General features: G+C 61.8%; 31 protein-coding genes. 15 read left to right on the top strand and 16 right to left on the bottom strand.

What is annotated here, in order from left to right:
• Positions 1–17: 17 nt before the first annotated feature.
• The gene (locus tag HZ993_RS17845) at positions 18–1436 is read right to left on the bottom strand and encodes an MFS transporter (RefSeq protein ID WP_209394076.1); all 1419 of its coding nucleotides are present in this window, start codon (positions 1434–1436) and stop codon (positions 18–20) included.
• 72 nt (positions 1437–1508) lie between these two features.
• Here HZ993_RS17845 and HZ993_RS17850 point away from each other — a divergent pair, with 72 nt between their 5' ends.
• From HZ993_RS17850 to HZ993_RS17870, 5 genes are read left to right on the top strand one after another with little or no spacing between them, the layout of a single operon-like run.
• Positions 1509–2423 carry a LysR family transcriptional regulator gene (locus tag HZ993_RS17850; protein ID WP_209394077.1) on the top strand — a complete coding sequence of 305 codons (915 nt, stop codon included), beginning with the start codon at positions 1509–1511 and terminating at the stop codon, positions 2421–2423.
• A gap of 54 nt (positions 2424–2477) precedes the next feature.
• Positions 2478–3236: a DUF3348 domain-containing protein gene (locus tag HZ993_RS17855; protein WP_209394078.1), complete on the top strand. Its 759-nt coding sequence runs from the start codon at positions 2478–2480 to the stop codon at positions 3234–3236.
• The gene (locus HZ993_RS17860; protein ID WP_209394079.1) at positions 3233–5404 is read left to right on the top strand and encodes a DUF802 domain-containing protein; all 2172 of its coding nucleotides are present in this window, start codon (positions 3233–3235) and stop codon (positions 5402–5404) included. The genes HZ993_RS17855 and HZ993_RS17860 overlap by 4 nt, the downstream gene beginning before the upstream one ends.
• A gap of 2 nt (positions 5405–5406) precedes the next feature.
• Positions 5407–6054: an OmpA family protein gene (locus tag HZ993_RS17865; protein ID WP_209394080.1), complete on the top strand. Its 648-nt coding sequence runs from the start codon at positions 5407–5409 to the stop codon at positions 6052–6054.
• Complete coding sequence (locus tag HZ993_RS17870; protein ID WP_209394081.1) at positions 6051–6692, top strand: DUF2894 domain-containing protein; 642 nt, start codon at positions 6051–6053, stop codon at positions 6690–6692. Before HZ993_RS17865 ends, HZ993_RS17870 begins: the two co-directional genes overlap by 4 nt.
• Positions 6693–6715: 23 nt before the next feature.
• Here HZ993_RS17870 and HZ993_RS17875 read toward each other — a convergent pair whose 3' ends face one another.
• Positions 6716–7591 carry a hypothetical protein gene (locus tag HZ993_RS17875; RefSeq protein ID WP_245213675.1) on the bottom strand — a complete coding sequence of 292 codons (876 nt, stop codon included), beginning with the start codon at positions 7589–7591 and terminating at the stop codon, positions 6716–6718.
• A gap of 248 nt (positions 7592–7839) precedes the next feature.
• On the opposite strand from HZ993_RS17875, the gene HZ993_RS17880 reads away from it, so the two are divergent.
• The 4 genes from HZ993_RS17880 (at position 7840) to HZ993_RS17895 (ending at position 10169) form a co-directional block, all read left to right on the top strand.
• A complete protein-coding gene (locus HZ993_RS17880) occupies positions 7840–8754 on the top strand; it encodes an amino acid ABC transporter substrate-binding protein (protein WP_209394082.1) in 915 nt (304 codons plus the stop codon).
• A 40-nt stretch (positions 8755–8794) separates the two neighbouring features.
• Positions 8795–9163: an ABC transporter substrate-binding protein gene (locus tag HZ993_RS17885; RefSeq protein WP_209394083.1), complete on the top strand. Its 369-nt coding sequence runs from the start codon at positions 8795–8797 to the stop codon at positions 9161–9163.
• Positions 9164–9172: 9 nt separating this feature from the next.
• On the top strand, positions 9173–9556 hold the full coding sequence (locus HZ993_RS17890) for an ABC transporter substrate-binding protein (RefSeq protein WP_209394084.1): 384 nt from the start codon (positions 9173–9175) through the stop codon (positions 9554–9556).
• A 106-nt stretch (positions 9557–9662) separates the two neighbouring features.
• On the top strand, positions 9663–10169 hold the full coding sequence (locus HZ993_RS17895) for a DUF1993 family protein (RefSeq protein ID WP_209394085.1): 507 nt from the start codon (positions 9663–9665) through the stop codon (positions 10167–10169).
• Between the two features lie 33 nt (positions 10170–10202).
• Here the strand turns inward: HZ993_RS17895 and HZ993_RS17900 are convergent, their stop codons facing one another.
• The 10 genes from HZ993_RS17900 to HZ993_RS17945 all read right to left on the bottom strand — a co-directional run bounded on the left by HZ993_RS17900 (position 10203) and on the right by HZ993_RS17945 (position 18992).
• The gene (locus HZ993_RS17900; protein WP_245213676.1) at positions 10203–10943 is read right to left on the bottom strand and encodes a LytTR family DNA-binding domain-containing protein; all 741 of its coding nucleotides are present in this window, start codon (positions 10941–10943) and stop codon (positions 10203–10205) included.
• Entirely contained in the window at positions 10936–12030 is a 1095-nt protein-coding gene (locus HZ993_RS17905; RefSeq protein WP_209394086.1) for a sensor histidine kinase, read from the bottom strand. The genes HZ993_RS17900 and HZ993_RS17905 overlap by 8 nt, the downstream gene beginning before the upstream one ends.
• An 18-nt stretch (positions 12031–12048) precedes the next feature.
• A complete protein-coding gene (locus tag HZ993_RS17910; RefSeq protein WP_209394087.1) occupies positions 12049–12774 on the bottom strand; it encodes a LiaI-LiaF-like domain-containing protein in 726 nt (241 codons plus the stop codon).
• Positions 12775–12915: 141 nt separating this feature from the next.
• Positions 12916–13869 carry a Gfo/Idh/MocA family oxidoreductase gene (locus HZ993_RS17915; RefSeq protein ID WP_209394088.1) on the bottom strand — a complete coding sequence of 318 codons (954 nt, stop codon included), beginning with the start codon at positions 13867–13869 and terminating at the stop codon, positions 12916–12918.
• A gap of 29 nt (positions 13870–13898) precedes the next feature.
• A complete protein-coding gene (locus HZ993_RS17920; RefSeq protein WP_209394089.1) occupies positions 13899–14777 on the bottom strand; it encodes a class III extradiol dioxygenase subunit beta in 879 nt (292 codons plus the stop codon).
• 3 nt (positions 14778–14780) lie between these two features.
• Positions 14781–15236, bottom strand: coding sequence for a protocatechuate 4,5-dioxygenase subunit alpha (gene ligA, locus HZ993_RS17925; RefSeq protein ID WP_209394090.1), 456 nt, complete (start codon positions 15234–15236; stop codon positions 14781–14783).
• Positions 15237–15304: 68 nt separating this feature from the next.
• The gene (locus HZ993_RS17930; RefSeq protein WP_209394091.1) at positions 15305–16210 is read right to left on the bottom strand and encodes an amidohydrolase family protein; all 906 of its coding nucleotides are present in this window, start codon (positions 16208–16210) and stop codon (positions 15305–15307) included.
• A 207-nt stretch (positions 16211–16417) separates the two neighbouring features.
• Positions 16418–17101 (bottom strand): 4-carboxy-4-hydroxy-2-oxoadipate aldolase/oxaloacetate decarboxylase, encoded by a 684-nt coding sequence (ligK, locus tag HZ993_RS17935; RefSeq protein WP_209394092.1) that lies wholly within the window; start codon positions 17099–17101, stop codon positions 16418–16420.
• Positions 17102–17179: 78 nt separating this feature from the next.
• Positions 17180–18208: an amidohydrolase family protein gene (locus tag HZ993_RS17940; RefSeq protein WP_209394093.1), complete on the bottom strand. Its 1029-nt coding sequence runs from the start codon at positions 18206–18208 to the stop codon at positions 17180–17182.
• Positions 18209–18281: 73 nt separating this feature from the next.
• Entirely contained in the window at positions 18282–18992 is a 711-nt protein-coding gene (locus tag HZ993_RS17945; RefSeq protein WP_245213677.1) for a substrate-binding domain-containing protein, read from the bottom strand.
• 104 nt (positions 18993–19096) lie between these two features.
• Here HZ993_RS17945 and HZ993_RS17950 point away from each other — a divergent pair, with 104 nt between their 5' ends.
• Positions 19097–20014: a LysR substrate-binding domain-containing protein gene (locus HZ993_RS17950; protein ID WP_209394094.1), complete on the top strand. Its 918-nt coding sequence runs from the start codon at positions 19097–19099 to the stop codon at positions 20012–20014.
• 119 nt (positions 20015–20133) lie between these two features.
• Positions 20134–20337, top strand: a complete 204-nt coding sequence (locus HZ993_RS17955) for a CsbD family protein (protein ID WP_245213678.1) — start codon at positions 20134–20136, stop codon at positions 20335–20337.
• A 47-nt stretch (positions 20338–20384) separates the two neighbouring features.
• Here HZ993_RS17955 and HZ993_RS17960 read toward each other — a convergent pair whose 3' ends face one another.
• Positions 20385–20540: a DUF3096 domain-containing protein gene (locus HZ993_RS17960; RefSeq protein WP_209394095.1), complete on the bottom strand. Its 156-nt coding sequence runs from the start codon at positions 20538–20540 to the stop codon at positions 20385–20387.
• A 170-nt stretch (positions 20541–20710) separates the two neighbouring features.
• Here HZ993_RS17960 and HZ993_RS17965 point away from each other — a divergent pair, with 170 nt between their 5' ends.
• Positions 20711–20869, top strand: a complete 159-nt coding sequence (locus tag HZ993_RS17965; RefSeq protein WP_209394096.1) for a DUF3309 family protein — start codon at positions 20711–20713, stop codon at positions 20867–20869.
• 66 nt (positions 20870–20935) lie between these two features.
• On the opposite strand, the gene HZ993_RS17970 is transcribed toward HZ993_RS17965, so the two are convergent.
• The 3 genes from HZ993_RS17970 to HZ993_RS17980 are packed head-to-tail and all read right to left on the bottom strand — an operon-like array spanning position 20936 to position 23055.
• Positions 20936–21229, bottom strand: coding sequence for a hypothetical protein (locus tag HZ993_RS17970; RefSeq protein WP_209394097.1), 294 nt, complete (start codon positions 21227–21229; stop codon positions 20936–20938).
• Between the two features lie 27 nt (positions 21230–21256).
• Positions 21257–21871, bottom strand: coding sequence for a hypothetical protein (locus tag HZ993_RS17975; protein WP_209394098.1), 615 nt, complete (start codon positions 21869–21871; stop codon positions 21257–21259).
• A 38-nt stretch (positions 21872–21909) separates the two neighbouring features.
• A complete protein-coding gene (locus tag HZ993_RS17980) occupies positions 21910–23055 on the bottom strand; it encodes an OmpA family protein (RefSeq protein WP_209394099.1) in 1146 nt (381 codons plus the stop codon).
• Between the two features lie 240 nt (positions 23056–23295).
• Between HZ993_RS17980 and HZ993_RS17985 the strand changes: the two genes are divergently transcribed.
• From HZ993_RS17985 to HZ993_RS17995, 3 genes are read left to right on the top strand one after another with little or no spacing between them, the layout of a single operon-like run.
• The gene (locus HZ993_RS17985; protein ID WP_209394100.1) at positions 23296–23685 is read left to right on the top strand and encodes a DUF4398 domain-containing protein; all 390 of its coding nucleotides are present in this window, start codon (positions 23296–23298) and stop codon (positions 23683–23685) included.
• Between the two features lie 24 nt (positions 23686–23709).
• A complete protein-coding gene (locus tag HZ993_RS17990) occupies positions 23710–24642 on the top strand; it encodes an OmpA family protein (RefSeq protein ID WP_209394101.1) in 933 nt (310 codons plus the stop codon).
• Positions 24643–24670: 28 nt separating this feature from the next.
• The gene (locus tag HZ993_RS17995; protein ID WP_209394102.1) at positions 24671–24913 is read left to right on the top strand and encodes a hypothetical protein; all 243 of its coding nucleotides are present in this window, start codon (positions 24671–24673) and stop codon (positions 24911–24913) included.
• The last annotated feature ends 2 nt before the right edge of the window (positions 24914–24915 follow it).

Below are 24915 nucleotides of genomic sequence, written 5' to 3' on the forward strand. Positions count from 1 at the left end.
TGTACGACAGGCCCGTATCAGGTGTGGCCCATGGCCTCCCGACGCCGCAGCATGGGTGCGGCAAGGGCCAGCGCAAGACCAATCAGCGCTGCGGCAACCGCAAATGTGACCCGCATGCCGGTGGCCACAGCTTCAGGGTGCGCCGTGGTGATGTTGTTCGCGGTCGAGGCCCACGCAAACACCGCACCCATGGCCGATGCACCGGTGATCAACCCCAGGTTGCGTGACAGGTTCAGCATGCCGGAGACCACACCCCGTTGGTCTGCCGCGATACCGTCCAGGGTGGCGGTGTTGTTGGCCGTCTGGAACAGGGCATAGCCGATGGTGAGCACCACGATGGGGGCTGCGTAGCCCGGTATGCCCAGCGCCAGCGGTGCCGTGCTGAGAACCAGGGCACCAACTGCCATGGCGACAAGCCCGCCAACGGCCACGCGGGGTGCGCCAAACCGGTCCACCAGGCGGCCAGCGGGCACACCGGTCAGCGCTGCCGCAAAAGGGCCTATCGATAAAACCAGGCCCACTACGGCCGCATTCAGCCCCAGAGCGCGGGATAGGTAAAACGGCCCGACCACCAGCGAGGCCATCACCACGGTCGACACCAGCATGCCCATGGCCAGACTCGCGCGGAGGTGCGGATCGTGAAACATGGCCAGGCGGACCAAGGGGGAGGCCACGGTCGACTCGACCCGTACGAACAGACCCACACCCATGGCGGCAGCCAGCAACAAGACCATATTGAGTGGCGCAAAACCGCTCGGCCCATTCACGGGGCGAAGGGTCATGGCCAATGCGTAGGCGGCGAGTGTCAGGGCCAGCAGCAGCGTGCCCACCGGGTCCAGACCTGCTGTGCCGGTGGTGGCCCGTGTGCGATCGGCGGGCAGGTAGCGGTGGGCCAGTACAAAGGCCAACAGACCCAGCGGCACATGGACGGCGAAGAGCGCCTGCCAACCAAAGGCAGCTACCAAGCCACCGCCCAAGGAGGGCCCCAACGCGGTGCCCACGGCGGACATGGTGCTCAGCAAACCCATGGCGCTGCCGGTTTTCTCCTGGGCCACCGTCTCCCCCACAAAAGCCAGGGTTAGGGCCATCATGGCGGCGGCGCCCAGGCCCTGCATTGCCCGTGCCGCTACCAGCAGCCACAGCGTGGGCGCGATGCTGCACAACAGGGATGCCGCCGTGAAACCGGCAATCCCGGCCAGCAGCAGCCGACGGCGGCCCACCAAGTCACCCAGGCGGCCAACACTGACGATCAGCGTGGTAATGGCCAGCAGATAGGCCAGCACAACCCATTGCACCTGTTCAAAAGGCGCGTGGAAGGCCTGCGCCAACGTTGGCAGGCCCACATTGGCAATGCTGGTGCCCAGTGAGGACAGCAGCATGGACAGGGACAGACTGGCGAGCGCCGCATAGGGCCTTGTGGTGTGTGTAGAGGTCATGCCAGGAGCGTAGGTCTTGGCCACACAAAGCGGAAGGCGCAGCAGTTGCACTATATTCGTGCATATAACGCCATGTCACTACCCGACCTCAACCTGTTGATCACCCTGGATGTGCTGTTGCAAGAGGGCAGCGTGGCCGGTGCCGCCCGGCGGCTGCGGCTCAGCCCATCGGCCATGAGCCGCGCACTGGCCCGCCTGCGGGAGACCACAGGTGACCCGTTGCTGGTGCGTGCAGGCCGTGGCCTGGTGCCCACGCCCCGGGCCATGGTGCTGCGTGAGCAGGTCGGCCAACTGGTCCACGACGCCACCACTGCACTGCGCCCGGCCGAGACCATTCAGTTGCAGCATCTGGAGCGCAGCTTCACGCTGCGGGCCCGCGAAGGGTTTGTGGAGAACTTTGGCGCCGACCTGATCACACGGGTAGCCCGCGAGGCCCCCGGGGTGCGCCTGTGTTTTGTGCCCAAACTGGACAAGGACAGCGGGCCGCTGCGCGACGGTACGGTCGACCTGGAAACCGGCGTGGTGGGTGAATCAGAGGGCCCGGAGGTGCGCACACAGGCCCTGTTCCGGGACCGTTTTGTGGCGGTGGTGCGCAAGGGCCACGCGCTGGCCCAGGGTGAGGTGACGCCCGCGCGGTACGCGGCGGGGCAACACATTGGTGTGGCGCGGCATGGCCAGCACACGGACCACGACAAAGGCCAGATCGACGAAGCCTTGCAAGCGGTGGGGCTGGCGCGCGCCATCACCACCACCGTGGGTGGTTTTGCAAGTGCGCTGGCCCTGGCCAAGGCCTCTGACCTGATCGCCACCGTGCCCGAGCGGCACACCGGCAATTTGCGCGCTGGCATGCACAGCTTTGCCTTGCCGATGGCGGTGCCTGCATTCACCGTTTCGCTGCTGTGGCACCCCCGTATGCAGGCCGACCCGGCGCACCGCTGGCTGCGCGCCTGTGTGCGGGAAGTCTGTGGGGATGGATTAGCAAGCTAAAATCGCCGCCCCATCATCCGATGGCGATGCGTTGACCTGGACACCCCTATCGATATGACGCGAGCCCTGACGCGTACACATTTCCATAGCTCCCAACTCATCCGTACCCTTGCCGACCTGGCCGTTTTGGAGACGACTGGTCCAGCAGCTGCCTTTGGTGAAAAACTGGGGCTGTGGATTGACTTTGCGGACGCTATCACCCTGACGGGTGTGCTCAACACCAACACCCTGGACGCTCCATCTGCTGTACAGGCCTTGGTGGGTCCGTCCGTGGCTGACGAGTTTGCCAAGGCACGGGCCGCTCTTGCGGGGGCCATCACCAAAAGCAGCGCACCCAACACGGGCCGTACACGCGCCGAACTGAGTTTGCCCACACTGGATGATTCGCTGGAAGACCCCAAGGTCTACACCCCCCTGCGCCGCTACCACCAGGCCCACCAGCGCGACATGGAAATGAGCGTGCGCAGTCTGCGAGCCAAGGTGCGTGAGGGTGTTGCCGCTGCAGCACCCCAGTTGCGGCAACTGGTGGCGCTGGACGCGGCGTATGAGGGCATTCTGGTAGAGCGGGAAGCCCGGTTGCTGGCAACCCTGCCGTCGCTGATGGAGAAGCGTTTTAACCAACAGCGCAAAGCCTATCTGCAAACGCAGCCCGAAGGCGACAAGCCCGCGCTGTGGATGCAGCCCGGCGCTTGGCTGGCGCGCTTCTGTACCGAATTACAAACCGTGCTGCTGGCCGAACTGGACCTGCGCCTGCAACCCGCCGTGGGCCTGCTCGAAGCACTGCACAACCAAACAACACCAGAACACGTATGAACAAACAACTTTTTGCCGGCGCCTTTGCGCTCGGTGCCATGGCCGCTGTGTGGGTCGCGGCTGGATTCTTCGCATCCGCCAACATGCTGGCCCTGCTGATGACGGTGGTCATTGCCGCGGTGTATGCCTTTGGCGCGCTGGAGCTGCAGCGCTTTCGCCAGGCCACCGCAGGCTTGGCATCCGCGCTGGCGGCCATCCCCGCAGATCTGCAGCACCTGGGCGACTGGCTTACCCGCGTGCCTGCACCACTGCAAAACACCGTGCGTTTGCGTGTGGAAGGTGAACGGGTCGGCCTGCCCGGCCCCGCGCTGACGCCCTACCTGGTGGGCCTGCTGGTGATGCTGGGCATGTTGGGCACCTTCCTGGGCATGGTGGTCACACTCAACGGCGCCGTGTTTGCACTGGAAAGCACGACCGATCTGCAAGCCATACGCTCCGCCTTTGCCGCGCCCATCAAAGGCCTGGGCCTGTCGTTTGGCACATCGGTGGCGGGTGTTGCCACCTCGGCCATGCTGGGCCTGATGTCGGCCATTTGCCGGCGCGAGCGCCTGGTGGCGGCGCAAACGCTGGACACTGCCATTGCGACCACCTTGCGCGGCTTTTCATTGACGCACCAGCGCCAGGAAACCTACAAGGCGTTGCAGCAGCAGTCGCTGGCGCTGCCGGCCGTGGTCAACCAGATGCAGACCATGATGGCGCAGATGGAGACCATGAGCCGCCAATTGAATGAGCGGCTGCTGAGCAACCAGCAGGCCTTTCATAGCGATGTCAAAGGCGTTTACACCGAGCTGGCCAGCTCCGTGGGCCAGTCGCTGCGCGACAGCCTGAGCGAGAGTGCCCATGCCGTGGGCGCCAGCATCAAACCCGTGTTCGAGGCGACGATGGCTGGCATAGCGCAAGAGGCCCATGCCATGCACACGCGCCTGGTGGACACCACGCAGACCCAGCTGGATGGCGTGTCCGCACGCTTCACCACCGCCGCTGCCACGGTGACCGACGGCTGGTCGGTTGCGCTGGCCAAGCAGGAGCACACCCATGCAGCCCTGGTGGCAGGCCTGGGCCAATCGTTGGATGCATTTGGCCAGAGCTTTGCGCAACGCTCCGCGTCCCATCTGGATGCGATGCAGACGGCCTACGCCGCGCTGCAGGTGGACCATGCATCTGGTGACCGCAAGCGTCTGGAGGCATGGATGGCATCACTGGAGGCCACGTCTTCTGCGCTCAAGCAGGAGTGGCAACAAGCCGGGGCCCACACGCTGGAGCAGCAACAGGCCATTTGCAACACCCTGAGCCGCACCGCGCAGGACATGGCCGCGCAAGCACAGACCAGCGCCAGCCAGTCGCTGGACGGTATCGCCAGCCTGTTGGCCCAATCCGAAGAACTGGTGCGCACACGCATCGACAGCGAAGCCACCTGGACCCAGCAACACAACGAACGCATGGACCAGGCCGTCAACACGCTGCGTGCCGAACTGGTGGCCCTGCGCGACGCCGAGGCCTTGCGCGGCCAGGCCGCGGTCGAACGCCTGGGCGAATTGCAAACGGCGCTCACCGGCCACCTGAGCACCCTGGGAACCGCGCTGGAAGAGCCCATTACCCGCCTGATCGAAACCGCGTCCGAGGCACCCCGTGCCGCGGCCGAGGTGATTGGCAAGCTGCGCCAGGAGGTGTCCAGCAGCGCCGCGCGCGACAACGAGTTGCTGGAAGAACGCGGCCGCATCATGGCCACGCTGGGCTCGCTGCTGGAGGCCATTAACCATGCATCGGTGGAACAACGTGCGGTGATCGATTCGCTGGTGGCATCTTCGGCGGTTGCGCTCACCCAGGCTGGCAGCCAGTTCGCCGAGAAGGTGGACGCCGAGGCCGTCAAACTCGCCGACATTGCTGCCCACGTGACGGGCAGCGCGGTGGAGGTGTCGGCACTGGGCGAGTCCTTTGGTTTTGCCGTCAAATCGTTCAACGAGGCCAACGAAAAGCTGATCGCCAACCTGCAGCGCATCGAAAGCGCCATGGACAAATCCATGGCCCGCAGCGACGAGCAACTGGCCTACTACGTGGGCCAGGCGCGTGAAATCATTGACCTGAGCATCCTGTCGCAGAAAGAAGTGTTTGAAGGGCTGCGCCAGCTGCCCGCCAAACAGGCGCCGGTTGCAGAAGAGGTCGCATAGCCATGGAAGACACTGTTGACGCAGGCATGGAGCAGACGGCGCCGGTCTGGGCCGTTTTTGGCGACCTGATGTCCGGCCTGCTGGGTGCTTTTGTGCTGCTGCTGGTGGGGGTGCTGATCGTCCACTTGCAGTTGGTGACGCACCTGGAAGACGAAGTGAAGAAACGCCAGGTGGAAGAGCAGCGCCGCATGACGCTGGAGAAAGCTTTGGCAGTGCCCTTGTCCAGTGGCCGCATCACACTGACCAATGGGCGCATTGGCATCAGCGGCCGTGTGTTGTTTGCGATGAACTCCGACCAGCTGCAACCCGAAGGCCGGGAGCTGCTCAGCAGCCTTGTGGGGCCACTGAAGTCTTACCTGGCCGCCCGCGACGAGCTGCTGATGGTCAGTGGCTTTACCGACAACAAATCCATACGCGGTGGTGGCAAGAGCCAGTTCGAGGACAACTGGGAGCTGTCGGCCCAGCGGGCACTCACCGTCACCCGCGCGCTGATCGAGGACGGCATGCCCTCCAGCATGGTGTTTGCGGCGGCCTTTGGTTCGGAGCAGCCCATAACTCCCAACGTGGATGACAAATCGCGCGCGCAGAACCGGCGGGTCGAAATGGCGCCCGTGCCCAAGGCCATCAACAACAAGGTGGCCAGCCCGTGACGGAGTCGGCGCAGTCCGCGGCACCCGAGGCGCCAGGCGCGCTGGTGCAGGCATTGCGCCTGGAGGGCGCGCACCAGTTTGACCCGGTGCGCTTCCATTACATCGAGGTGCTGGCGGCGCGCGCAGACGCCTACGAAGGGCCAGTGCGGCGTGTGCTGGACGCCAAGTTGCAGACGGCGGTTGCAGCATTGCGCGTGTCCTGCGCGCAGGCGCAAAACAGCACCGCAGAACCAGCGCCCGCCACGCCCCGCGCAAGCCTGGGCGACCTGGTGCGCCATATGGCCGCACACGCCCTGGACAAGCCGGATGCCCGCGCCGTGGCACACACCACACCCCGCACCGAACTCAAGTCCGTCCAGTACTTTCGCAACACCTGGTCCAAACTCAGTGTCGAGAAGCAGGTCACGCAGGCCCTGGAACAGGCACCCAAGAATGCAGGCCCCATCAATTCCCACGTGGTGGCCCTGCGTTCGCTGGCGCTGATGCGTGACACCGCGCCGGACTACCTGAACCGGTTCACGTCTTACCTCGACACCCTACTCAGCCTGGAGCAGGGTGAGAAAGCGCCACCGCCCGCCGTCAAACCACTGCGCGCGGCCAAACCCAAGCCCAAGGCTACAGCCAAAGCCAAAGGCTAGAGCCTGGAAGTGCCGAGTTGGCATTAGCGGCTGCCAGCTGCCGGATCGTCGCCGGTGTATTCAAATTGCACCAGGCTATCGTCAGGCCAGCTGCGGTCACCCAGCGGCAGTATGAAGGTGCGGTCCAGCAGCATTTCACAATCACACGTGGTCAGGTTGTCAGGCTGGGCCACTTCACTTTGCGCCTGCGCGTACAGCGCGTCGAAGGCCCACAACTGCCTGCGCGCACCATCCACCAGAGCCACACTGCGCAACGGTTTGTCCGCAAAAAACAGGTAGTGGGGTTCCGGCTTGTCGCAGTAGGCCGGTGTGTCAAACACCGCGCTGGTCAGCCTGCCCAGCAATGTGGTGCTGCTGGAGATCAATCCCGCTTCCATGCCCACCTTGCACTCCAGTCGCAAGTCCCCCAGGCGCCGGGTGTTGGGTGGCAACCCGGGCGTGTGTATGTCGGTGCGCCAGGTCATGGTCAGTTTTCTGCGGTTGGGCACGACCTGTGCGTCTTCGTCAAAGGCCAGACCATCGCGCGGTAGCGCAAATGTGTGGTCGTTAGTGGCGATGGGTACTGTGTAGTCCACCGAGTCGCCCACCACGGCCAGTGTGACTGTGTCCATGTTGGTTCCCGGCTTGCGCGGCAGGAGTTTGAAGCGCAGCGTGGCCAAGGGTGCCATGCCGTGCTCCCGCTCAAAGAGGTCCATCCCTTTGAGCATTTTGCGGTAGGACTTTTCGACCGGATTGGTATTGGCCTTGGCGGCAACCGTGACCGACGGCATTTCTGTTGCGCGGGGCGCCGTTTGTGCGGTCGCGTTGGCGCAGACGGCGGCCAGTATCCACAACGCCACGCTGCGTGTGCGGTACAGGTGCCGTGGCCGGCGAGTGGGATGTGTGGATGTGCGCAACATGGTGTGAGCCCTGACCATGCGCTCTTTGCGCAAGCCTGCCTGTGCGTTATCACACCGAACCTTGTGTTCCAGGCTTGTACGGCTTTACGAGTTTGCATTTGTGCATGCAGATTCGGCATTGCCAAAGTCTGTTTATCCGCCAGCGCCGTAATACCATTGCCGCCGGGTGAAAGAAGGCGACCCGGTTGTGTTGGACAGCCTGGTAGCCGTTGTACGCGACTTCAACAACTACACAGAGACTGACTGACATGAGCATGAGACATCTACTTGCGGTTGCAGCCGTTGCGACTGCGGCCCTTTGGACCCCCTTGGCGGCCAACGCCCAAACAGCAGATACCCTGGCAAGACTCAAGGCAACCGGTGTTGTGACCATGGGTGTGCGTGAGTCGTCGGGCGTGTTGTCCTACGGCCTGGGCGCGGGCCAGTACGGTGGTTACCACGTTGATATTTGCCGGCACATCATTGCCAATGCCGAAAAGGCCATCGGCCGCGCGCTGGAGCTGCGTTACCTGCCCGTCAGCTCACAGAACCGCGTGGACATGGTCAAGAACGGCACGGTGGATCTGGAGTGCGGCTCCACCACCAACACCCTGGCCCGCCAGAAGGACGTAGCGTTTGCACCCACCACCTATGTGGAAGAGGTGCGCCTTGCCGTGCGCGCCAACGCCGGTATTGCGTCCATCAAGAACCTGGGTGGCAAAGTGGTTGCCACCACCCGTGGCTCCACGTCGGTGCAGACCTTGCGCCGCCAGGCCAGGGCCCATGGTGTGGAATTTACGGAGGTGTTTGGCAATGACCATGCCGACAGTTTTTTGCTGCTGGAGTCGGGCCGGGCCGATGCCTTTTTGATGGATGGCCAGATTCTGGCAACCCATATTGCCAACGCCAAGTCACCGGCCGATTTCAAGGTGGTCGGCGAAGCGCTGAATGTGGAGCCCATCGCCATCATGTTCCAGAAAGACGATGCAGCGTTCAAGAAGCTGGCCGACGACACCATCCGTGGTTTGCAAACATCCGGTGAGCTGGAGAAAATCTACGACAAGTGGTTTGTGCAGGCCATACCCCCCAAGAACATTCGGCTGGGGCTGCAAGCCAGTGACTCCACCAAGGCGGCCTGGACCGGCCTGAACGACAAGCCGATGGAAGACTACGCCAAGAAGTAATGCTGCCGGGTCCGGGCGACACGCCCCGGCCCGCCGCCGTATGAAAACGATCACCCTGTTGTTGGCTGGTCTGCTGTCCAGCGGGATGCTGGCCGCCCAAAGCCTGAATATCTACTACGAAGACAACCGGCCCCTGCAGTTTGTGGGTGCCGACGGCAAGCCGGCCGGGTTTGCTGCCGAGGTGGTGCGCGAGATCCAGCGGCGCATCCACAACCGCGATGCGGTGCAACTGGTGCCCTGGGCCCGGGGCCTCAACCGCCTGGGTTCCACGCCCAACACACTGTTGTTCTCCATGGCGCGCACCGCGGAGCGCGACGGCCAGTACCAGTGGATTGGCCCCATTTTTGACAACAGCTATGCGTTCTACGCGAAGGCGGATTCGACGCTGGTGATTTCTGACCTGGAGTAGGCCAGGAAGGTGGCATCCATCGGTGTCTACCGCGGTGATGTGCGCGACCAGGTGCTGACCACACTGGGTTTCACCAACCTCGACCGGGCCAACAGCAACCTGTCCAGTGTCAGAAAGCTGATGGCGGGGCGTATCGCCCTGTTTGCCGGCTCGCCGACCAATATGCAGGCCCTGGCCGAGCAGGCCGGTTACAAGATGAGCGATTTCAAGCTGGTCTATGTGTTCATGCACAAACAGCTCTACATCGCTGCATCACAGGCCCTGGACCCCGCCGTGGTGGCCCAGTGGAATGAGGCCTTGGCACAGATGAAGCGTGACAAGACGTTTGAGAAAACTTTCAAGCAGCATTTCCCCACCCTGGAGTTGCCGGGGCCTGCCGTAAGCCCGCTGTGAGGTCGGGGTGCGGTGCGGGCTTTGGCTGCACGCCTGCAACGGAATGGGATAGCGGGTACCATGGCCCGCCGCGATTTGAGCGCAACCACTTTGAGGACTTTCTCCCATGACTATTTCCATGTACCAGGCCAGCGTGCCCCGTTTCGTCAACATCCTGGGCAACCTGTCCAACATCCTGGACAAGACCCAGGCCCACATCGACGCCAAAAAGCTGAGCGATGCCAGCCTGACGGCCTTCCGCCTGTTCCCCGACATGTTGCCCATGACCACCCAGGTGCAGATCGCCTGCGACACGGCCAAGGGTGTGGTGGCCCGTCTGGTCGGTGTGGATATTCCGGTGTTTGAAGACAACGAGAAGACAATTGCAGACCTGAAGGCGCGTGTGGCCAAGACCATTGCCTTTATCCAGACGATCACACCCGAGCAGATCGACGGCACCGAAGACAAGGCCATCGTCACCAAGCGTGGCGAGAAGGAAACCCATTACAAGGGCATGCAGTTTTTGCTGGGCCACGCGGTGCCCAACTTCTACTTCCACATCACCACGGCCTATGCAATCTTGCGCCACAACGGGGTGGAGATTGGCAAGCGGGATTTCCTCGGCAATCCCTGAAACCCTGAGTAAGGGGCCCACCGAGCGCACGGCTTAGATCAATGCCTTGATCCGTTCGTGCCCGGCGCGGCTGATGGGCACCTGCTGGCCGCCGTTCAGCACGGCGATAAAACTGTCCTTGGCCAGGCGCTCGATGTTTTTCAGGTGTGCCAGGTTGATGATCCACGAGCGGTGCACCCGCACAAACAGCGCGGGGTCAAGCCGGGTCTCCAGGTCGCTCAGGCTTTGTGTCTTCAGGTGGGTTTTACCGGAGGTGTGGATGCGGATGTAGTCGTCTTGCGCCTCGACACAACGCACCGTGTCCAGCGTTAGCACATGCACCTGGCTGCGGTCGCGCACCAGCAGCCGTTCCAGTTTGCCAGCGGGTGGTGTCGCCAGGGCCTGCAGTCCAGCGGATGCCTGCCCCAGCAGCGCGCGCGCCCGTGCCAGCGCCTCGTCAAAACGGGTTTGCGCAAATGGCTTGAGCAGATAGTCGACGGCGCGAAGGTCGAAGGCCTTGAGCGCGTATTGGTCATAGGCTGTCGTGAAAATGACCCCGTGGTCGCGCTGGGTCAGTTCCAGCACCTCCAGGCCGGAGAGGCGCGGCATTTGAATGTCCAGGAACACCAGGTCGGGGCGCAGGTCGGTGATGGCCTTGACGGCGTCAAAACCGTTGTCACACTCGGCAACCACCGTGATGTCCTCGTGCGGCTGCAGGTACTCACGCACCAGGCCGCGGGCCAGCGCTTCGTCGTCAACAATCAGGGTCTTGATCATGGCCAGGGTCTCATGCATTTGCGCCGTGCGCAGGGGGCGTCAACGGCAGGGTCAGTTCCACCACAAAGTGATCCGCCGTGGCCTGCTGCGTGATGCGGGCCTGCTCGCCGTACAGGCTGCGCAGGCGCTGGCCGATGTTGCGCAGGCCCAGGCCTATGCCTTCCACCGCGCCCGGTGCAGACGCTCCCGCAGCGCCGGGCTCCAGCGGATTTTCGACCCTCAGTCGCAGCCATGGTCCCTGTACCGACGCATGGATTTTCACCGTGCCGGGCTCCGTGCGTGGTGCGATGCCGTGTTTGACCGCGTTTTCCACCAGGGGCTGCAGCAGCATGGGCGGCACCAGCGCAGCGCGTGCGCCATCCGGCAGCGTGGTGTCCACCAACAGCTTGGCCCCAAAACGCAGCCGTTCGATGTCCAGAAAAGACTGGCAATGGGCGATTTCCTGTTCCAGCGGGATGTGTGCCTGTTCGGATAAAGACAAGGTTTGCCGAAAGTACTGCGCCAGTGCAATGGTCATGGCGCGTGCGCCGACCGCGTCGGAACTGGTCAATGCGCTGATGGAGTTGAGGCAGTTGAAGAGAAAGTGCGGGTTGATTTGTGCACGCAGCATTTGCAGCTCGGCCTGCTGGGCCAGCGCCTGGGACTGGGCATCGCGCTGTTGCGCTGCGTGCATCTGGTCCATCGCAATCAACACGTCGTGCAGCAGCAGGGACAGCAGGTAGACACCGGCCGCACCCGCGAACAGTGCCCAGCCCAGGGTGGGCGCCATCACAATGCCGGCCCAGCTTTGCTCCAGGGCCAGGCTGAGCCGGTTCCAGGCCACACACACCATCCAGCCCATACCGCCCGCCACCGTGCACGCGCCGGCAAACAGTACAACACCCACATGCAAGGCCCTGCGGGCAAACGGCATCGCGCGGCAGACGTAATAGGCCGACGGGCACACGAAGGCATAGACCATGCAAACCGGCACTGCAAACCACAAGGCGTTGGGCCACGGCGCCTGCCCTGTCAGCGCCAGCCCGCAGGCCAAGACCGCGCCAAGCGCCAGCCAGGCCAACAGGTACCACGACAGGGCCCGTACACTGGACAACACCGGATGCATGGTGGTCTACCCGCGCGTCTAGTTCTTGATCTCGATGCCGCCCATGACCACGTAGCCAGTGATGGTCAGGCGTTTGACCGGGTTGGCCGGGGGAACACTCTTGTCTTCAAAACCGGACATCAAGGGGATGCCTTTGACGATGACGGTCCAGTCGGGCGGGATCTTGATGTCAAAACCACCCATGACGACAAACACGTCAAGGGATGCTTCGCCACCGCTCATGGAGGCGTTGCGCAAATCGAGTTCTACGCCGCCCATGACGGCGATGACGTCTCCGCCGCGAAAGTCTTGTGCGTCCACCCGGAGCTGGGTTTCACCCATGACCACCGTGAGATCTACCTGGGATTCGACCGATGTCTGCGCCGGGTTGCTACCGTGGCCACGCAACTGGCCTTTGAAAACCACGGCGACTCCCAATGCGATCAGGAGCACCGGCCACCAGTCGCGCCAGCGCACTTCGATGATGCCCATGCGCCCCAAGGTCAGCAGCACACCTGCAGCCAGCACGCTGCCACCGATTGCATAGGCCACCGGGTGGCGGGCCTGGGCCAACTTCATGCCACCGATCACGAGGAGGGCGATGGGCCAGAAGGTCAGCACGGCGCGTGCGTCGAACACATGGAAGTTGTCCAGCAAAAACAGGATGCCGAGAAACGCCAGTACAAAGCCGAATACGACGCGTTGCCGAGGAGCATGATGGTTCATGCTGCGCTGCTGCCCGTCGTCTTGTGTTCCGTTGCCCATGGTGTGTGCCTTTGTTTCTATCAAGGGGTGGGGCACCAGATGGCGCCATGGGTGTAACGATACCCAGGGCTTGGCAGTTTGTCGCCCGATTTTCGGCGAATGGCGGTTGGCGGTCGGTGGTTGACGCCGACCACCTCGAATTCAGGCGCTTAGCTGTTGTTCTAGCGCATGCAGCACCTGGTAACAGGCCAGTACCTGGGCCACGCTGCTGTTGGGCTCGCGGCCTTCGCGGATGGCGGCGAAGAATTCACGGTCCTGCAGCTCAATGCCGTTCATTGACACTGCGACCTGGCTCACGTCTATCTTCTCTTCCTTGCCGTTGAACAAATCATCGTACCGCGCGATGTAGGTTGCGCTGTTGCCGATATAACGGAAGAAGGTTCCCAGCGGGCCGTCGTTGTTGAAGCTCAAGGAAAGCGTGCAGATGGCGCCGTTCGCGGCCTTCAACTGGATGCCCATGTCCATCGCAATGCCTAATGTTGGGTGGATTGGCCCTTGGATGGCGTTGGCCTTCACGATGGGGCTGCCGCACTGGTAGGCGAACAGGTCCACCGTATGCGCAGCGTGGTGCCACAACAAATGGTCGGTCCAGCTGCGCGGTTGGCCCAGCGCGTTCATGTTGCTGCGGCGGAAGAAGTAGGTCTGCACATCCATCTGCTGGATGTTGAATTCTCCCGCTTTGATTTTGTTGTGCACATATTGGTGGCTGGGGTTGAAACGGCGTGTGTGGCCACACATGGCCACCAGGCCGCTGGTCTTGGCCAGGGCCACCACTGCCTCTGCATCCTGGAGCGCATCTGCCAGTGGAATCTCCACCTGCACATGTTTGCCCGCCTGCAGGCAGGCCATGGTTTGCGCGGCGTGCATTTGCGTGGGGGTGCACAGGATGACGGCGTCTACTTCCTTGAGCGCCAAGCTGTCGGCCAGGTCGGTGGTGACGTGGGGGATGCCGTATTTGGCTGCCACCTCCCGGGTCTTGTCCAGCTCGCGGCTGACCAGGGAGACGACCTCGACGCCGGCTATGTTTTTGATGCCGTCCAGGTGTTTGATGCCGAAGGCGCCAGCGCCGGCCAGTGCGACTTTGATAGTTTTCATTGCAGTTTCCTAATCAGTTAAGGACAGAGCTAAAGGTCTGTCCCGCAAAGGTATTGGTTTTCCAAAATCAGATGGCCCACCGCGGTGTTGCTGGCAGGTACATGGTAAAAACGGTGCCTAGCCCTCGTGGATGCTGATGGGTCTGCTACATCATTCATAGCGCCTCGGGCGATCAGCCACATCACCAGTTCAATGCCTTCGCTGCCCGCCTCGCGCACATAGTCGATGTGCGGGATGGCGGCGGCGGCGGCGGGGTCGTGGATGAGCTTGTCCAGGAAGGCGTTGTCAAACTCTCTGTTGATCAGTCCGGCGCGCGGGCCCTGCAACTGGTGGCTCATGCCGCCAGTGCCCCAGATCTGCACCTTGAGGTCTTCGTCATAACTCTCCACGGCCTTGCGGATGGCCTTGCCGAGGTTGAAACAACGCTGGCCGCTGGGCACCGGGTACTGCACCACGTTCACTGCAAACGGGATGACCGGGCAGGGCCACACATCGGGTTGCCCACACATCAGGGAGAGTGGCACGGTCAGGCCGTGGTCCACATCCATCTTGTTGACGATGGTTAAATCAAAGTCCTGCTGGATGACGGACTGCGCGATATGGGCGGCCAGTTCGGGGTGGCCCTGCACCACCGGCACCGGGCGCGGTCCCCAGCCTTCGTCGGCGGGCTGGTAGCTGGCCGCCGTGCCGATGGCAAAGGTCGGAATCATGTCCAGGCTGAAGGCCGTGGCGTGGTCGTTGTAGACCAGAAAGATCACGTCGGGTGTGTTGTCCTTCATCCATTGTTTGGAGAATTCGTAACCCTGGAAGACGGGTTGCCAATAGGGCTCCTGGGTCTTGCCCAGGTCCAGCGCCGCGCCAATGGCGGGCACGTGGGAGGTGTAGACGGATGCGGTGATGTGTGCCATGTTCTATGAGCCCTTCTTTTTGTTGTTGTTGTTACCGGCGCTGCCCTGGGGCTGGCGGTGGGCTTGCGCATCACCGTCTTCACCGATGACGCGGTTGCCCTCCACCGAGCGGCCACCGCCCACCATCATGGCGCGGTACTCGTCTTCGGTCATGCCCGTCATGCTGCCCGCCATCTGCTGGAAACTCTTGCCATCGGTGGCGCCAATCTTGGCTAAAAAATAGATGTTGCCACCCGCCGCAATACAGCGGTTCAGGTCACGCGCCAGCACCGCCTGCTTTTGCTCTTCGCTCATCGCCCACTCGTCCAAATAGGCGCGTTCGTCGGACTTGAATCGCTCGCGGTTGCTGGCCTGCATCAGCGACATGCAGAACTGGTTCAGGTGGTAACCGCGGCGGCTTTGTTCGGCATCGAAGATGGTGGTGCCGGGTACATCGAGATAGGGTTTATCGAGTGACATAAATTTCCACAATCAGTTGGGGACAGAGCAAAATTGCTGCGCAATTCTTGGTCTGTCCCGCAAGGTCGTTAGTTCCAATAAAGGCGGTTCGGGTTATCCACCAGCAGCTTGCGCTGCAACTCGGCCGTGGTGGCAATTTGTGGAATGAAATCCACCAGCAGCCCATCATCGGGCATATGGTCCTTTAAATTGGGATGCGGCCAATCGGTACCCCACAACACGCGGTCCGGAAACGTCTCGACCAGGTATTTGGCAAACGGCACCACATCGGCATACGCGTGTTGCTCACCGTGCAGCGCCGGTGGCCCGCTGATACTCAGTCGCTCGGGGCAACTCACCTTGCTCCAGATATTGCCGTGCTCGCGCATCATCTTCACAAACAGCGCGAACTCGGGGCCGTCCACCGCCTTGCTGACATCCGGGCGCCCCATGTGGTCCACTACCACGGTAGTCGGCAGCGCGGTGAAGAAGTCATACAACTCCGGCAAGTCCCGCGCCTCAAAGTACACCACCACATGCCAGCCCAGCGGCGCAATGCGGTTGGCAATCTCCAGCAGCACCTCCCGCGGCGTGAAGTCGGCCAGACGTTTCACAAAATTGAAACGCGTGCCGCGCACCCCAGCGGCATGCATGTCCTGCAACTCGGTATCACTCACATCACGCTTCACGGTGGCGACACCGCGTGCGCGGTTGTTGGATGCCCGCAGCGCATCCACCAGCGCGCGGTTGTCCGACCCATGGCAGGTGGCCTGCACGATGACGTTTTTCTCGAACCCCAGGTGGTCCCGCAGCGCAAACAGCTGGTCCTTGGACGCGTCACACGGCGTGTATTTGCGCTCCGGCGCGTAGGGGAAAGTGTCGCCGGGCCCAAACACGTGGCAGTGCGCATCCACGCTGCCGGGTGGCAACTGAAAGCGGGGCTTGCTGGGACCGTTGTACCAATCCAACCAGCCGGGGGTTTTAGTGAATTCCATTGACATTTCGAGTGAGTGCTATGAATTGAATAGCTATTGAACTAATGTATTCGGGGGCTAGAGGCCACTTTTGCCAAATACCCTAAGCCTGGGTGGCTGGGCGTTCTGCGTAGGTAAAGGAGGAGGCCGAAGGCCGGGGGACACGGAGCAGAACGCCCGGCCGCCCAGGCGCCCACACAGAGCAAAGCGCCCGCGTGCCCCGCGCAATCAATCAACATACCGCAACCCAGCCTTCTCCAACCCTTCCCGCATCTTGTAGTAATCAAGCCCCAAAACCCCAGAAGCAAAAATAGCCCGCTTGTCCCCTTCATTAGCCTCCCGCGCCTCAGCCGCATCCGCCACCTTCTGCGCCATCGCCGCAGGGACGACGACCACACCATCGATATCGGCAATCACGACGTCCCCAGGGTTGACCTGCGCCCCCGCACACACGACAGGAATGTTGACCGACCCCAGCGTCGCCTTGATCGTGCCCTTGGCATGGATAGCCTTGCTGAACACCGGGAAGTTCATCTCCGTCAGGTCTTTGACATCGCGGACCCCGCCGTCAATGACCAGACCCACAGCACCACGCGCCATAAAAGACGTGGCCAACAGGTCACCAAAAAATCCGTCCTCGTTGTCCGTCGTGCAGGCTGCCACCACCACATCGCCCGGCTGAATCTGCTCGGCGGCCACATGCAGCATCCAGTTGTCGCCGGGTTGCAGCAGCACGGTGACTGCCGTGCCGCAGAGTTTGGCTTCGGTGTAGATGGGGCGCATATAGGGCTTCATCAGGCCGACACGGCCCATGGCTTCGTGGATGGTGGCTACGCCGAAGCGGGAGAGTTTGTCGACTGCGGATTTGTCGGCGCGGGGGATGGTGCGGTGGACTATGCCTAGTTGGGTCATTCATTGCTCCTTGGGTAGACGGTTTTATTGGGGTCAGGTCTGTTTCGCTTCGCTCTCGAACCTGACCCCAAAAAAACCTTATTGGTGCTTGGCGGTGAGTAGGGCATCCAGGCGCGGAAAAACGCGGCGGGCATTGCCTTCGTAAATCTGGTGGCGGTCGGCGTCGCTCAGAATCTTGGACGCTTCGATATACCGCTTGGTGTCGTCGTAATAGTGGCCGGTCTCCGGGTCTATGCCGCGCACGGCACCAATCATCTCGCTGGCGAACAACACGTTTTTCACCGGGATCACGGTGTTCAGCAAATCAATACCCGGCTGGTGGTAGACGCAGGTGTCGAAGAAGATGTTGTTCAGCAGATGGTCCTGCAGCAGCGGTTTTTTTAGCTCTTGCGCCAGGCCACGGAAACGCCCCCAGTGGTAGGGCACGGCACCGCCACCATGGGGTATCAAAAACTTCAGCGTCGGGAACTCTTTGAACAAGTCACTCGTCAGGCACTGCATGAAGGCGGTCGTGTCGGCATTCAGGTAGTGCGCGCCGGTGGTGTGGAAACAGGCGTTGCAACTGGTCGACACGTGGATCATCGCGGGGATGTCGTACTCCACCATCTTTTCGTAGATGGGGAACCAAGCCTTGTCGCTCAAAGGGGGCGAAGTCCAATGCCCGCCGGATGGGTCGGGGTTCAAATTGATACCCACGTTGCCGTATTCCTTGACACACTTCTCCAGCTCGGGGATACAGGTCGCCGGGTCCACACCCGGGCTTTGCGGCAACATGGCCACGGGCACAAAATGGTCGGGGAAGAGTGTGCTCACGCGGTAACACAGCTCGTTGCAGATGGCGGCCCAGGTGCTGGACACATTGAAGTCACCGATGTGGTGGGCCATAAAACTGGCGCGGGGGCTGAACAGCGTCAGGTCTGAGCCGCGCTCTCGCATCAGGCGCAGCTGGTTGGTCTCTATCGATTCGCGCAGCTCGTCGTCGCTGATCTTCAGGTCAGACACTTTGGGCATGGCCGCCGGGTCTTTGATGCCGGCAATCTGCTGGTTGCGCCAGGTTTCCAGCGCCTTGGGGGCGGTGGTGTAGTGGCCGTGGCAGTCGATGATCATGTCTACTGGTTCCTTTAAACGTTCTAGGCCTCTAGCCCCCGTCAATGCTTATTCGGTTGCTATCAAATTCATACTAAACAGGCACCATGCCCTGGCGGCGCTTGGCGGCTGCCGCGTCGGCGGACGCCATATACGCCAACAGCGCACGTGCGTCCTCCACCCGCGTACATGCTGTGGTGATGGCGGCAGAAAACGTCGTGGTGATCTGTATGGCCGGTGGCAGCGGGCCAACAATGGCGATGCCTTCCACATGCAACAACTCGCTGAGCTGTTGAAAACCCAGCGCCACCGCGCCCGAGGCGACCAGGCTGCCCACCGGCACGCCAGGCGGGGCGGTGACGATGCGGTCCTTGATCTGCTCTGCAATCCCCCAGCGTTCAAACAACTCGGCCAGGGCCACGCCGCTGGGGCCGGTGGAGTAGGCCAGTGTGCTGGCCGCCAGCACGGCCTGGCGCACGGCCGCTTCGCTGGAAATGTCTGGCGGCGGCGTGCCCGCGCGCACGGCCACGGCCACCCCGGAGTGCACCAGGTCCACCTTGCTGTCCGCGCGCAGATGGCCGGTGGTGACGAGCTTGTCGATGGCGTCGGACGCCAGCACGACGACATCGAAGGCCTCACCGGCCACCACGCGGCGGGCCGCATCCACGCCACCGACCGATTCGATGTGCACGGCCTGGCCGCTGCGCGCCGTATGGGCAGCCGCCAGCTCACCCAGCAAGAGCCGTGTGGCCATGGAGGAGATGCCGTTGAGCGGTGCCGAAGACGAAGGTGCAGAAGGGTGCATAGGCGCCATTCTGTGCCCCGGCCTGGCTTTTGGTAAGCCTGGGTGGGTACTAGCAGTTATCCAAAATCGGCATAATCAAAGCCACGTTATTCACAACCAACACCATGGATCTCAAACAGCTGGAGTATTTTGTGCGGGTGGCCGAGTTGGGCAGCTTCACCCGTGCGGCCACCGCGCTGGACGTGGCGCAGCCCGCACTGAGCCGCCAGGTGCGCCTGCTGGAGGTGGAGCTGCGGCAAACCCTGCTCACCCGCAACGGCCGTGGCGCCCTGCCCACCGAGGCGGGCAAGCTGCTGCTGGCCCATGGCCGCGGCATCCTGCACCAGGTGGAGCGTGCCAGGGAGGAACTGGGCCGCGTGCGCGGTTCGCTGGCCGGGCGGGTGGCCGTTGGCATGCCGCCCAGCTTGGCACGCTTGCTGACCGTGCCCTTGACACGTGCCTTTCGCCAGCAAATGCCGGATGCCACCATCTCCATCAGCGAAGGGCTATCCGTGGCCATGCAAGAGTCGCTGGTCAATGGCCGGCTGGACATTGCCGTCTTGTACAACGCCCAGTCCAGCCCGGAGATCGAGACCAGCCCGCTGCAGGACGAAGACCTGTTCCTGGTGCAGCTGCGGCCACCGGGCCTGCACGAAGACCCGGCACCCGGGCCTGTTGCGCTGCGGGATGTTGCCCAATTGCCGCTGGTGATCCCCAGCCGGCCGAACGCGATCCGCATGCAGGTCGAGACGGAGATGGCCAACATCGGCTGCCGCCCCCTGATCGCGCTGGAGATAGACGGTGTGTCCGCCATCCTGGACCTGGTGGCCGATGGCGCGGGTAGCGCCGTGTTGTCGCGCCACGCGGTGGACAACTCGGTGCGGCCTTCGGCGTACACCCTGCGCGCCATCCATGACCCCTTGTTGCGTTCGCGTGTGAGCCTGGCCACCAGCTCCCTGCGCCCCAGCACGTTGACCCAGCAGGCCACCCTGCAACTCATACGCCAAACGGCAGAGGCTGTGTTGCGTCCGAGCAAAGCTTAGCCATTTCGTTCTGTTTGTGTTTGCCAGCGAACAGAGGCAAACCACCTGCTCTTTCTAAGATGAAACCACGGGCCGTTCCATCCGATGGCCAATGTTTATTGTCCAAACGAAAGAGCATCATGAATACCTATCAAATCCACGGCACCATCCGAACCATTGCCGGAATAGTGCAGGAGCAAGCGGGACATTGGGTGGGCAGCCGGCGCCAGGTGCTGCGCGGTTTGCAACGCCAGGTGTTGGGTGCGGCGCAGAAGCGCCAGGGTGATATTCAGTACGCCGACCGCCATGCAGGATCGGGCCAGGGCACCAACCGGGCGCTCTGACCCGGGGCATGTGGATCACAAGCCGGTGCAGGGTGCACCGGCCGGTTTCAGTTCAGCTTGAGCGCGCCTGCGCCAAAGATGCCGATCAGACCAATCATGATCAGGTAGATGGCCACGATGAAATTCAGCAGCCGGGGCATCAACAAAATCAGAATGCCGGCCAGCAGGGAAATCAAGGGTGTGAGGCTGAGGTGAAGGTTCATAGTTCTTTCCAAAAACCCTATGGTGCGCCGCACACGCGATTGCGTCTGTGGGGCGGCGAACACAGCACCGGTTAATAAAGCAGGCTGCGTGTCCTATCGAACAGAGGGAAATGCCTGTTCCACCTACTCTCAGTGGCGTGGCAATTTGTACATAACCCAAGGAGAACGATATGAGCTTAGGAACGATTCTGTTGATCGTGTTGATACTGATGTTAGTGGGGGCGCTCCCCAGCTGGGGGCATAGCAAGAGCTGGGGCTACGGACCCAGCGGTGGTCTGGGACTGATCGTCCTGATACTCGTGATCTTGCTGTTGATGGGCCGCATCTAAATCTGCAGCATAAAAAAAGGGGCAGTGCCGTTATGGCACTGCCCCTTTTCCTATGGGGTCGGACGGTTATTGCGGGTTGCCGGGGCGCACGGCCAGGTGCGCCAGAGCCACCAAAGCAGCACCGGTTGCAGCAGCTATCAGCACGGACTTGACGGGTTGCTCACGGATGTAGGCAACCGTCTTGTCAGACGCCAGATGGGCGCCGTCACGCACCTGCCGGCCAGCGGCCTGCAAGGAGTGTGATACGCCGTCCACGGCCTGGTTGGCCAGACGCTGCGTGCTGTGAACCACTGCGTCTGCAGATTGGGCCGCATGCTCCATCAAGGAGTTGGATGCATCGGGTGTTGCATTGAATGACATGGTGCTCTCCTGAACGGGGTGGGTTGCTTACTTGCCGAAACGGGTCTTGGCCTGGATCAGGCAGTTGTCCTTGGCAGCACCGGCCATGGCATCACATTTCTCTTTCTCGACCTTGTACTGGGCATCGGTCTTGTCGGCGGCGGCATCGCTGCGTGCATCACCGATCTTTTCATTGGCCTTGTTGGCGGCCTTGGTGATGGTCTTGCTGGCATCCTTGTTTGCTTCGGAAGTTTTCAGCTGTGCCTTGGCGTCGGCTTTGGCGGTTACCTGTGCAGCTTTGGCTTCCTTGATGCAAACATCCTTGGCATTGCCGGTTTGCTCCTGGCATTTCTGGTGTGCCAGGTCATAGGTGGCGTCAGCTTTGGCGTCGCTGGCCTGTTGCTGGTGTTTGGCGGTGGGTTCGTTGCTGGCTTCCAGATTGGCCAGGGCCATCTTCTTGTTGCCCTTGGCTTCTACGGTACACATCTTTTTGGGATTGCCGGCCAACGCATCGCAGGGGACCAGGGCGGCCTTGTAGTCGGCCTCGATCTTGGCTTTTGCGTCTTTGAATTCCGCTTTGGTCATGGTGTCGGCCGCAAAGGCGCTGGCGCCAAATGTCAGGCCGATGGCCAGTGCGATGCAGTTCAGTGTGTTGGATTTCATGGTATTTCCTTGGTTGCGTAAAAAAATGGGGACAGTGATTAACGTTCACCGGTGACTTCAACGTCCACGCGGCGGTCGGGTTGCAAACAGGCAATCAGGGCGGGTGTGGGTTTGTTGCCCTTGCAGTCTTCCGGTTTGGTTTCCGGATTGGTTTCACCGCGGCCGGTCGCTGTGATCTTGCGGGCGTCAATGCCGCCGTTGGTGATCAGGTAGGCCTTGACCGCATCGGCACGCTCTCGTGACAACTTCTGGTTGTAGGCGTCCGATCCCAAACGGTCGGTATTGCCTTCGACGGAAATGCTGTTGTAACGCGCGCCCTGCAGCTCACGTCCAAACGTGTCCAGTGCGGCACGGCCATCCGGGCGGATCACGGCCTTGTCAAAGCTGAACAACGAGTCAGCAGAAAACTGCACCCGGCGTGCCACGGGCATAGGCGCTGGGGGTGGTGGCGGTGGTGTCACCACCGCAATGGGAGCGGGTGGAGGAGGGGGCGCCACGTAAGGCGGTGGTGTAACGGCAGCAACCTGCTGGGGCGCCTTGCGTCCAAACGGGAACACCAGCGACATGGAGTAGTAGTTGACATCACCGTTGTTGGCAATACCGTCGCGTACCCGGAAGCGCTCTGCCTCGCCACGCAACAACACGGATGGGCTGATTTCATACTGCAAACCCAGTCCCACCTTCATGTTGTTGACACGGGAGCTGTTGTCTTGTGATGCAGACGCCGGATAACCGGGGCCACTGAATCCGGTGCGGGTGTTGGCATGTTGTACGCCAACACGTGCCAGTGCAGACCACTTGGGGCTCAGCGGCATGGTGCCGACCAAGTCCAGGTTAACGCCTTCAATTTCATAACGGCCGTTCAGCGTGCCACCGGGTGCCGATGTGGCATAGGTGAACTTGCCCAGGTTGAAGTAACCCGCTTCCAGCGCAAAGTTCTTGTGGAACTGGTATCCACCAAACACTTTGTAGGCCGTGTCCTGGCGTTCACTGGAGAACGAAGCCGGGCTGTTGGAAGACTTCAACAGGCTGTTGGTGGTCTGGCTGTCTTCAATCTGCGATTGGGACTGCCCCACACCCAAACCCAGGTAGGAGTAAGGGCTGTGTTGGGCGATTGCGGAGCTGGCCAGGACTGAACCCAGCCCAGCGATGCCCAGCAAGTAGAGCGGTTTCATTTTTTTCATGTGTGTCTTTCAAGTGAGTAAGTGAGTGAGTACCTTGCGTACACCCTGCATGTTCACGGCGCACCGTGTTTCGGTCCGTGCGCCAAAACACATTGCGCCAGGCTGTTGTGTGGTCACCACCTTGGCCACTCCAGACGGCTTACGTGCGCCAAGACACAGACGCAGAAGCCGCCCTGTTTTAAAAACCTTCTGTCACCACCGCATTCGCGATTGACAAACCTTTTAAGAAGAAAGCTGAATATGAAACTGTCGAAACCCCAATCCTGGTTGTTCATCGGTGCCTGTGTGGTCGGAGCCCTTGCCATGGGCGCATGCACCAGCAAGCTCAAGGCGCCCGCCACCGCCGATGTCGCGGTATCGCAGGCCGCAGTGGAAAACGCCAGCAGCGCCGACGGAACCGAATTCGCACCGGTCGAGATGCAGGCCGCTCGCAGCAAGCTGGCCGCCGCCAAGGCTGCCCTGGCTGCCAAGGACTACAAGGCCGCAACCGACTACGCCAACCAGGCCCAGGCCGACGCCAAGCTCGCACAGGCCAAGGCGGGTTCTGCCAAGGCCCAGGCCGTATCGGCCACGCTGCAGGAAGACATCCGTGTTCTGCGCAGTGAACTCGACCGCGCCGGCACCCAGTAATTCATTTCCAAAAAAGTAAACACCATGAAAAAAAACCACATCTCCATCCTGCTGGCTGGCACCGTATTGCTGTTGGGCGCTTGCGCCAGCGGCCCCAAAACCACCACGTTGCTGGAACAGGTTCGTATGGACCACGCGCAGGCCCAGGGCAACCCCAAGGTTGCGACCTATGCCGCACTGGAAATGCAGTCGGCCACCGAAGCCCTGGCCAAAGCCAACGCAGCGGCCAAAGAACGCGAGAGCCTGGAAACCGTGGACAAGCTGGCCTACCTGACCAAGCAAAAAATTGCCCTGGCCAATGAAGTAGCCAGCCGTAAGTCTTCAGAGGCGGAGATTGCCGGCTCTGCCGCCGTGCGCGACCAGGTGCGCCTGGACCAGCGTACACAAGAGGCCAACCAGGCCCGCATGAAAGCTGAAGAGGCTGAGCGCGCCGCGCAGGCCGCACGCGATGCCGCCGCCGCTGCCACACAACAAAAAAACCAGGCCCAGGCCAACGAATCCGAGGCACAACGTTTGGCAGCCGAAGCACTGGCGCGCAACCAGCAACTCGAAGCCCAACTTGCCGAGTTGTCGGCCAAGAAAACCGAGCGGGGTCTCATCATCACCCTGGGCGATGTGTTGTTCTCTGTGGACCAGGCACGGCTCAATGCCGACGGTGTGCGTATGGTGCAGCGTCTGGCCACGGTCTTGCAACAGAACCCCAAGCGCAGCGTACTGATTGAAGGGCATACCGACAGCACCGGCAGCACACAACACAACCAGGAACTGTCAGAGCGCCGTTCCATGGCCGTGCGCGATGCATTGTTGGAGCTGGGTGTGCCACGCGGACAGATCGCCGTGCGCGGTTATGGCGAAGCCTATCCCGTTGCGGCCAATGACACCGCCATGAACCGCCAGATGAACCGGCGCGTGGAGATTGTGTTGTCCGACGAACGCGGTGTGATCACACCCCGCTGAGGACCCGAGCCCAACCTACACCTGCGCCATGAAAGCCAATACCCACACCGCCCGCTCCTGGAGCACGGCCTCCTTTGGTGGCAAAACGGATACATCCCCCGTTGAGCTCTTGTCCCTGGGCGACCACCTGGGTGCTTGCAAGAGCCCGCATGGGAACCTGTTTGCACTGCACTGCATGGCCGAGGCAACACGCGGGTTTTTGGCGGCACGCTTCATGACGACGCTGACAGGGCTTGGGCTGCTCGTCGCGGTCGTGGCGTTGATGCTGTAGTC

The sequence above is a fragment of the Rhodoferax sp. AJA081-3 genome (assembly GCF_017798165.1).
Lineage (GTDB): Bacteria > Pseudomonadota > Gammaproteobacteria > Burkholderiales > Burkholderiaceae_C > Allorhodoferax.

Bases quoted from the DNA above. Each gene is read 5' to 3' on its own strand.
- HZ993_RS17940 (WP_209394093.1), bottom strand. From the start codon at position 18,208: ATGATCATCGACTGCCACGGCCACTACACCACCGCCCCCAAGGCGCTG.
- HZ993_RS17885 (WP_209394083.1), top strand. From the start codon at position 8,795: ATGAAAACGATCACCCTGTTGTTGGCTGGTCTGCTGTCCAGCGGGATG.
- HZ993_RS17905 (WP_209394086.1), bottom strand. From the start codon at position 12,030: ATGCATCCGGTGTTGTCCAGTGTACGGGCCCTGTCGTGGTACCTGTTG.
- HZ993_RS17955 (WP_245213678.1), top strand. From the start codon at position 20,134: ATGAATACCTATCAAATCCACGGCACCATCCGAACCATTGCCGGAATA.
- HZ993_RS17915 (WP_209394088.1), bottom strand. From the start codon at position 13,869: ATGAAAACTATCAAAGTCGCACTGGCCGGCGCTGGCGCCTTCGGCATC.
- HZ993_RS17950 (WP_209394094.1), top strand. From the start codon at position 19,097: ATGGATCTCAAACAGCTGGAGTATTTTGTGCGGGTGGCCGAGTTGGGC.
- HZ993_RS17910 (WP_209394087.1), bottom strand. From the start codon at position 12,774: ATGGGCAACGGAACACAAGACGACGGGCAGCAGCGCAGCATGAACCAT.
- HZ993_RS17945 (WP_245213677.1), bottom strand. From the start codon at position 18,992: ATGCACCCTTCTGCACCTTCGTCTTCGGCACCGCTCAACGGCATCTCC.
- HZ993_RS17980 (WP_209394099.1), bottom strand. From the start codon at position 23,055: ATGAAAAAAATGAAACCGCTCTACTTGCTGGGCATCGCTGGGCTGGGT.
- HZ993_RS17920 (WP_209394089.1), bottom strand. From the start codon at position 14,777: ATGGCACACATCACCGCATCCGTCTACACCTCCCACGTGCCCGCCATT.
- ligK (WP_209394092.1), bottom strand. From the start codon at position 17,101: ATGACCCAACTAGGCATAGTCCACCGCACCATCCCCCGCGCCGACAAA.
- HZ993_RS17855 (WP_209394078.1), top strand. From the start codon at position 2,478: ATGACGCGAGCCCTGACGCGTACACATTTCCATAGCTCCCAACTCATC.
- HZ993_RS17845 (WP_209394076.1), bottom strand. From the start codon at position 1,436: ATGACCTCTACACACACCACAAGGCCCTATGCGGCGCTCGCCAGTCTG.
- ligA (WP_209394090.1), bottom strand. From the start codon at position 15,236: ATGTCACTCGATAAACCCTATCTCGATGTACCCGGCACCACCATCTTC.
- HZ993_RS17850 (WP_209394077.1), top strand. From the start codon at position 1,509: ATGTCACTACCCGACCTCAACCTGTTGATCACCCTGGATGTGCTGTTG.
- HZ993_RS17970 (WP_209394097.1), bottom strand. From the start codon at position 21,229: ATGTCATTCAATGCAACACCCGATGCATCCAACTCCTTGATGGAGCAT.
- HZ993_RS17860 (WP_209394079.1), top strand. From the start codon at position 3,233: ATGAACAAACAACTTTTTGCCGGCGCCTTTGCGCTCGGTGCCATGGCC.
- HZ993_RS17930 (WP_209394091.1), bottom strand. From the start codon at position 16,210: ATGGAATTCACTAAAACCCCCGGCTGGTTGGATTGGTACAACGGTCCC.
- HZ993_RS17895 (WP_209394085.1), top strand. From the start codon at position 9,663: ATGACTATTTCCATGTACCAGGCCAGCGTGCCCCGTTTCGTCAACATC.
- HZ993_RS17990 (WP_209394101.1), top strand. From the start codon at position 23,710: ATGAAAAAAAACCACATCTCCATCCTGCTGGCTGGCACCGTATTGCTG.
- HZ993_RS17865 (WP_209394080.1), top strand. From the start codon at position 5,407: ATGGAAGACACTGTTGACGCAGGCATGGAGCAGACGGCGCCGGTCTGG.
- HZ993_RS17975 (WP_209394098.1), bottom strand. From the start codon at position 21,871: ATGAAATCCAACACACTGAACTGCATCGCACTGGCCATCGGCCTGACA.
- HZ993_RS17960 (WP_209394095.1), bottom strand. From the start codon at position 20,540: ATGAACCTTCACCTCAGCCTCACACCCTTGATTTCCCTGCTGGCCGGC.
- HZ993_RS17965 (WP_209394096.1), top strand. From the start codon at position 20,711: ATGAGCTTAGGAACGATTCTGTTGATCGTGTTGATACTGATGTTAGTG.
- HZ993_RS17900 (WP_245213676.1), bottom strand. From the start codon at position 10,943: ATGCATGAGACCCTGGCCATGATCAAGACCCTGATTGTTGACGACGAA.
- HZ993_RS17985 (WP_209394100.1), top strand. From the start codon at position 23,296: ATGAAACTGTCGAAACCCCAATCCTGGTTGTTCATCGGTGCCTGTGTG.
- HZ993_RS17880 (WP_209394082.1), top strand. From the start codon at position 7,840: ATGAGCATGAGACATCTACTTGCGGTTGCAGCCGTTGCGACTGCGGCC.
- HZ993_RS17875 (WP_245213675.1), bottom strand. From the start codon at position 7,591: ATGTTGCGCACATCCACACATCCCACTCGCCGGCCACGGCACCTGTAC.
- HZ993_RS17995 (WP_209394102.1), top strand. From the start codon at position 24,671: ATGAAAGCCAATACCCACACCGCCCGCTCCTGGAGCACGGCCTCCTTT.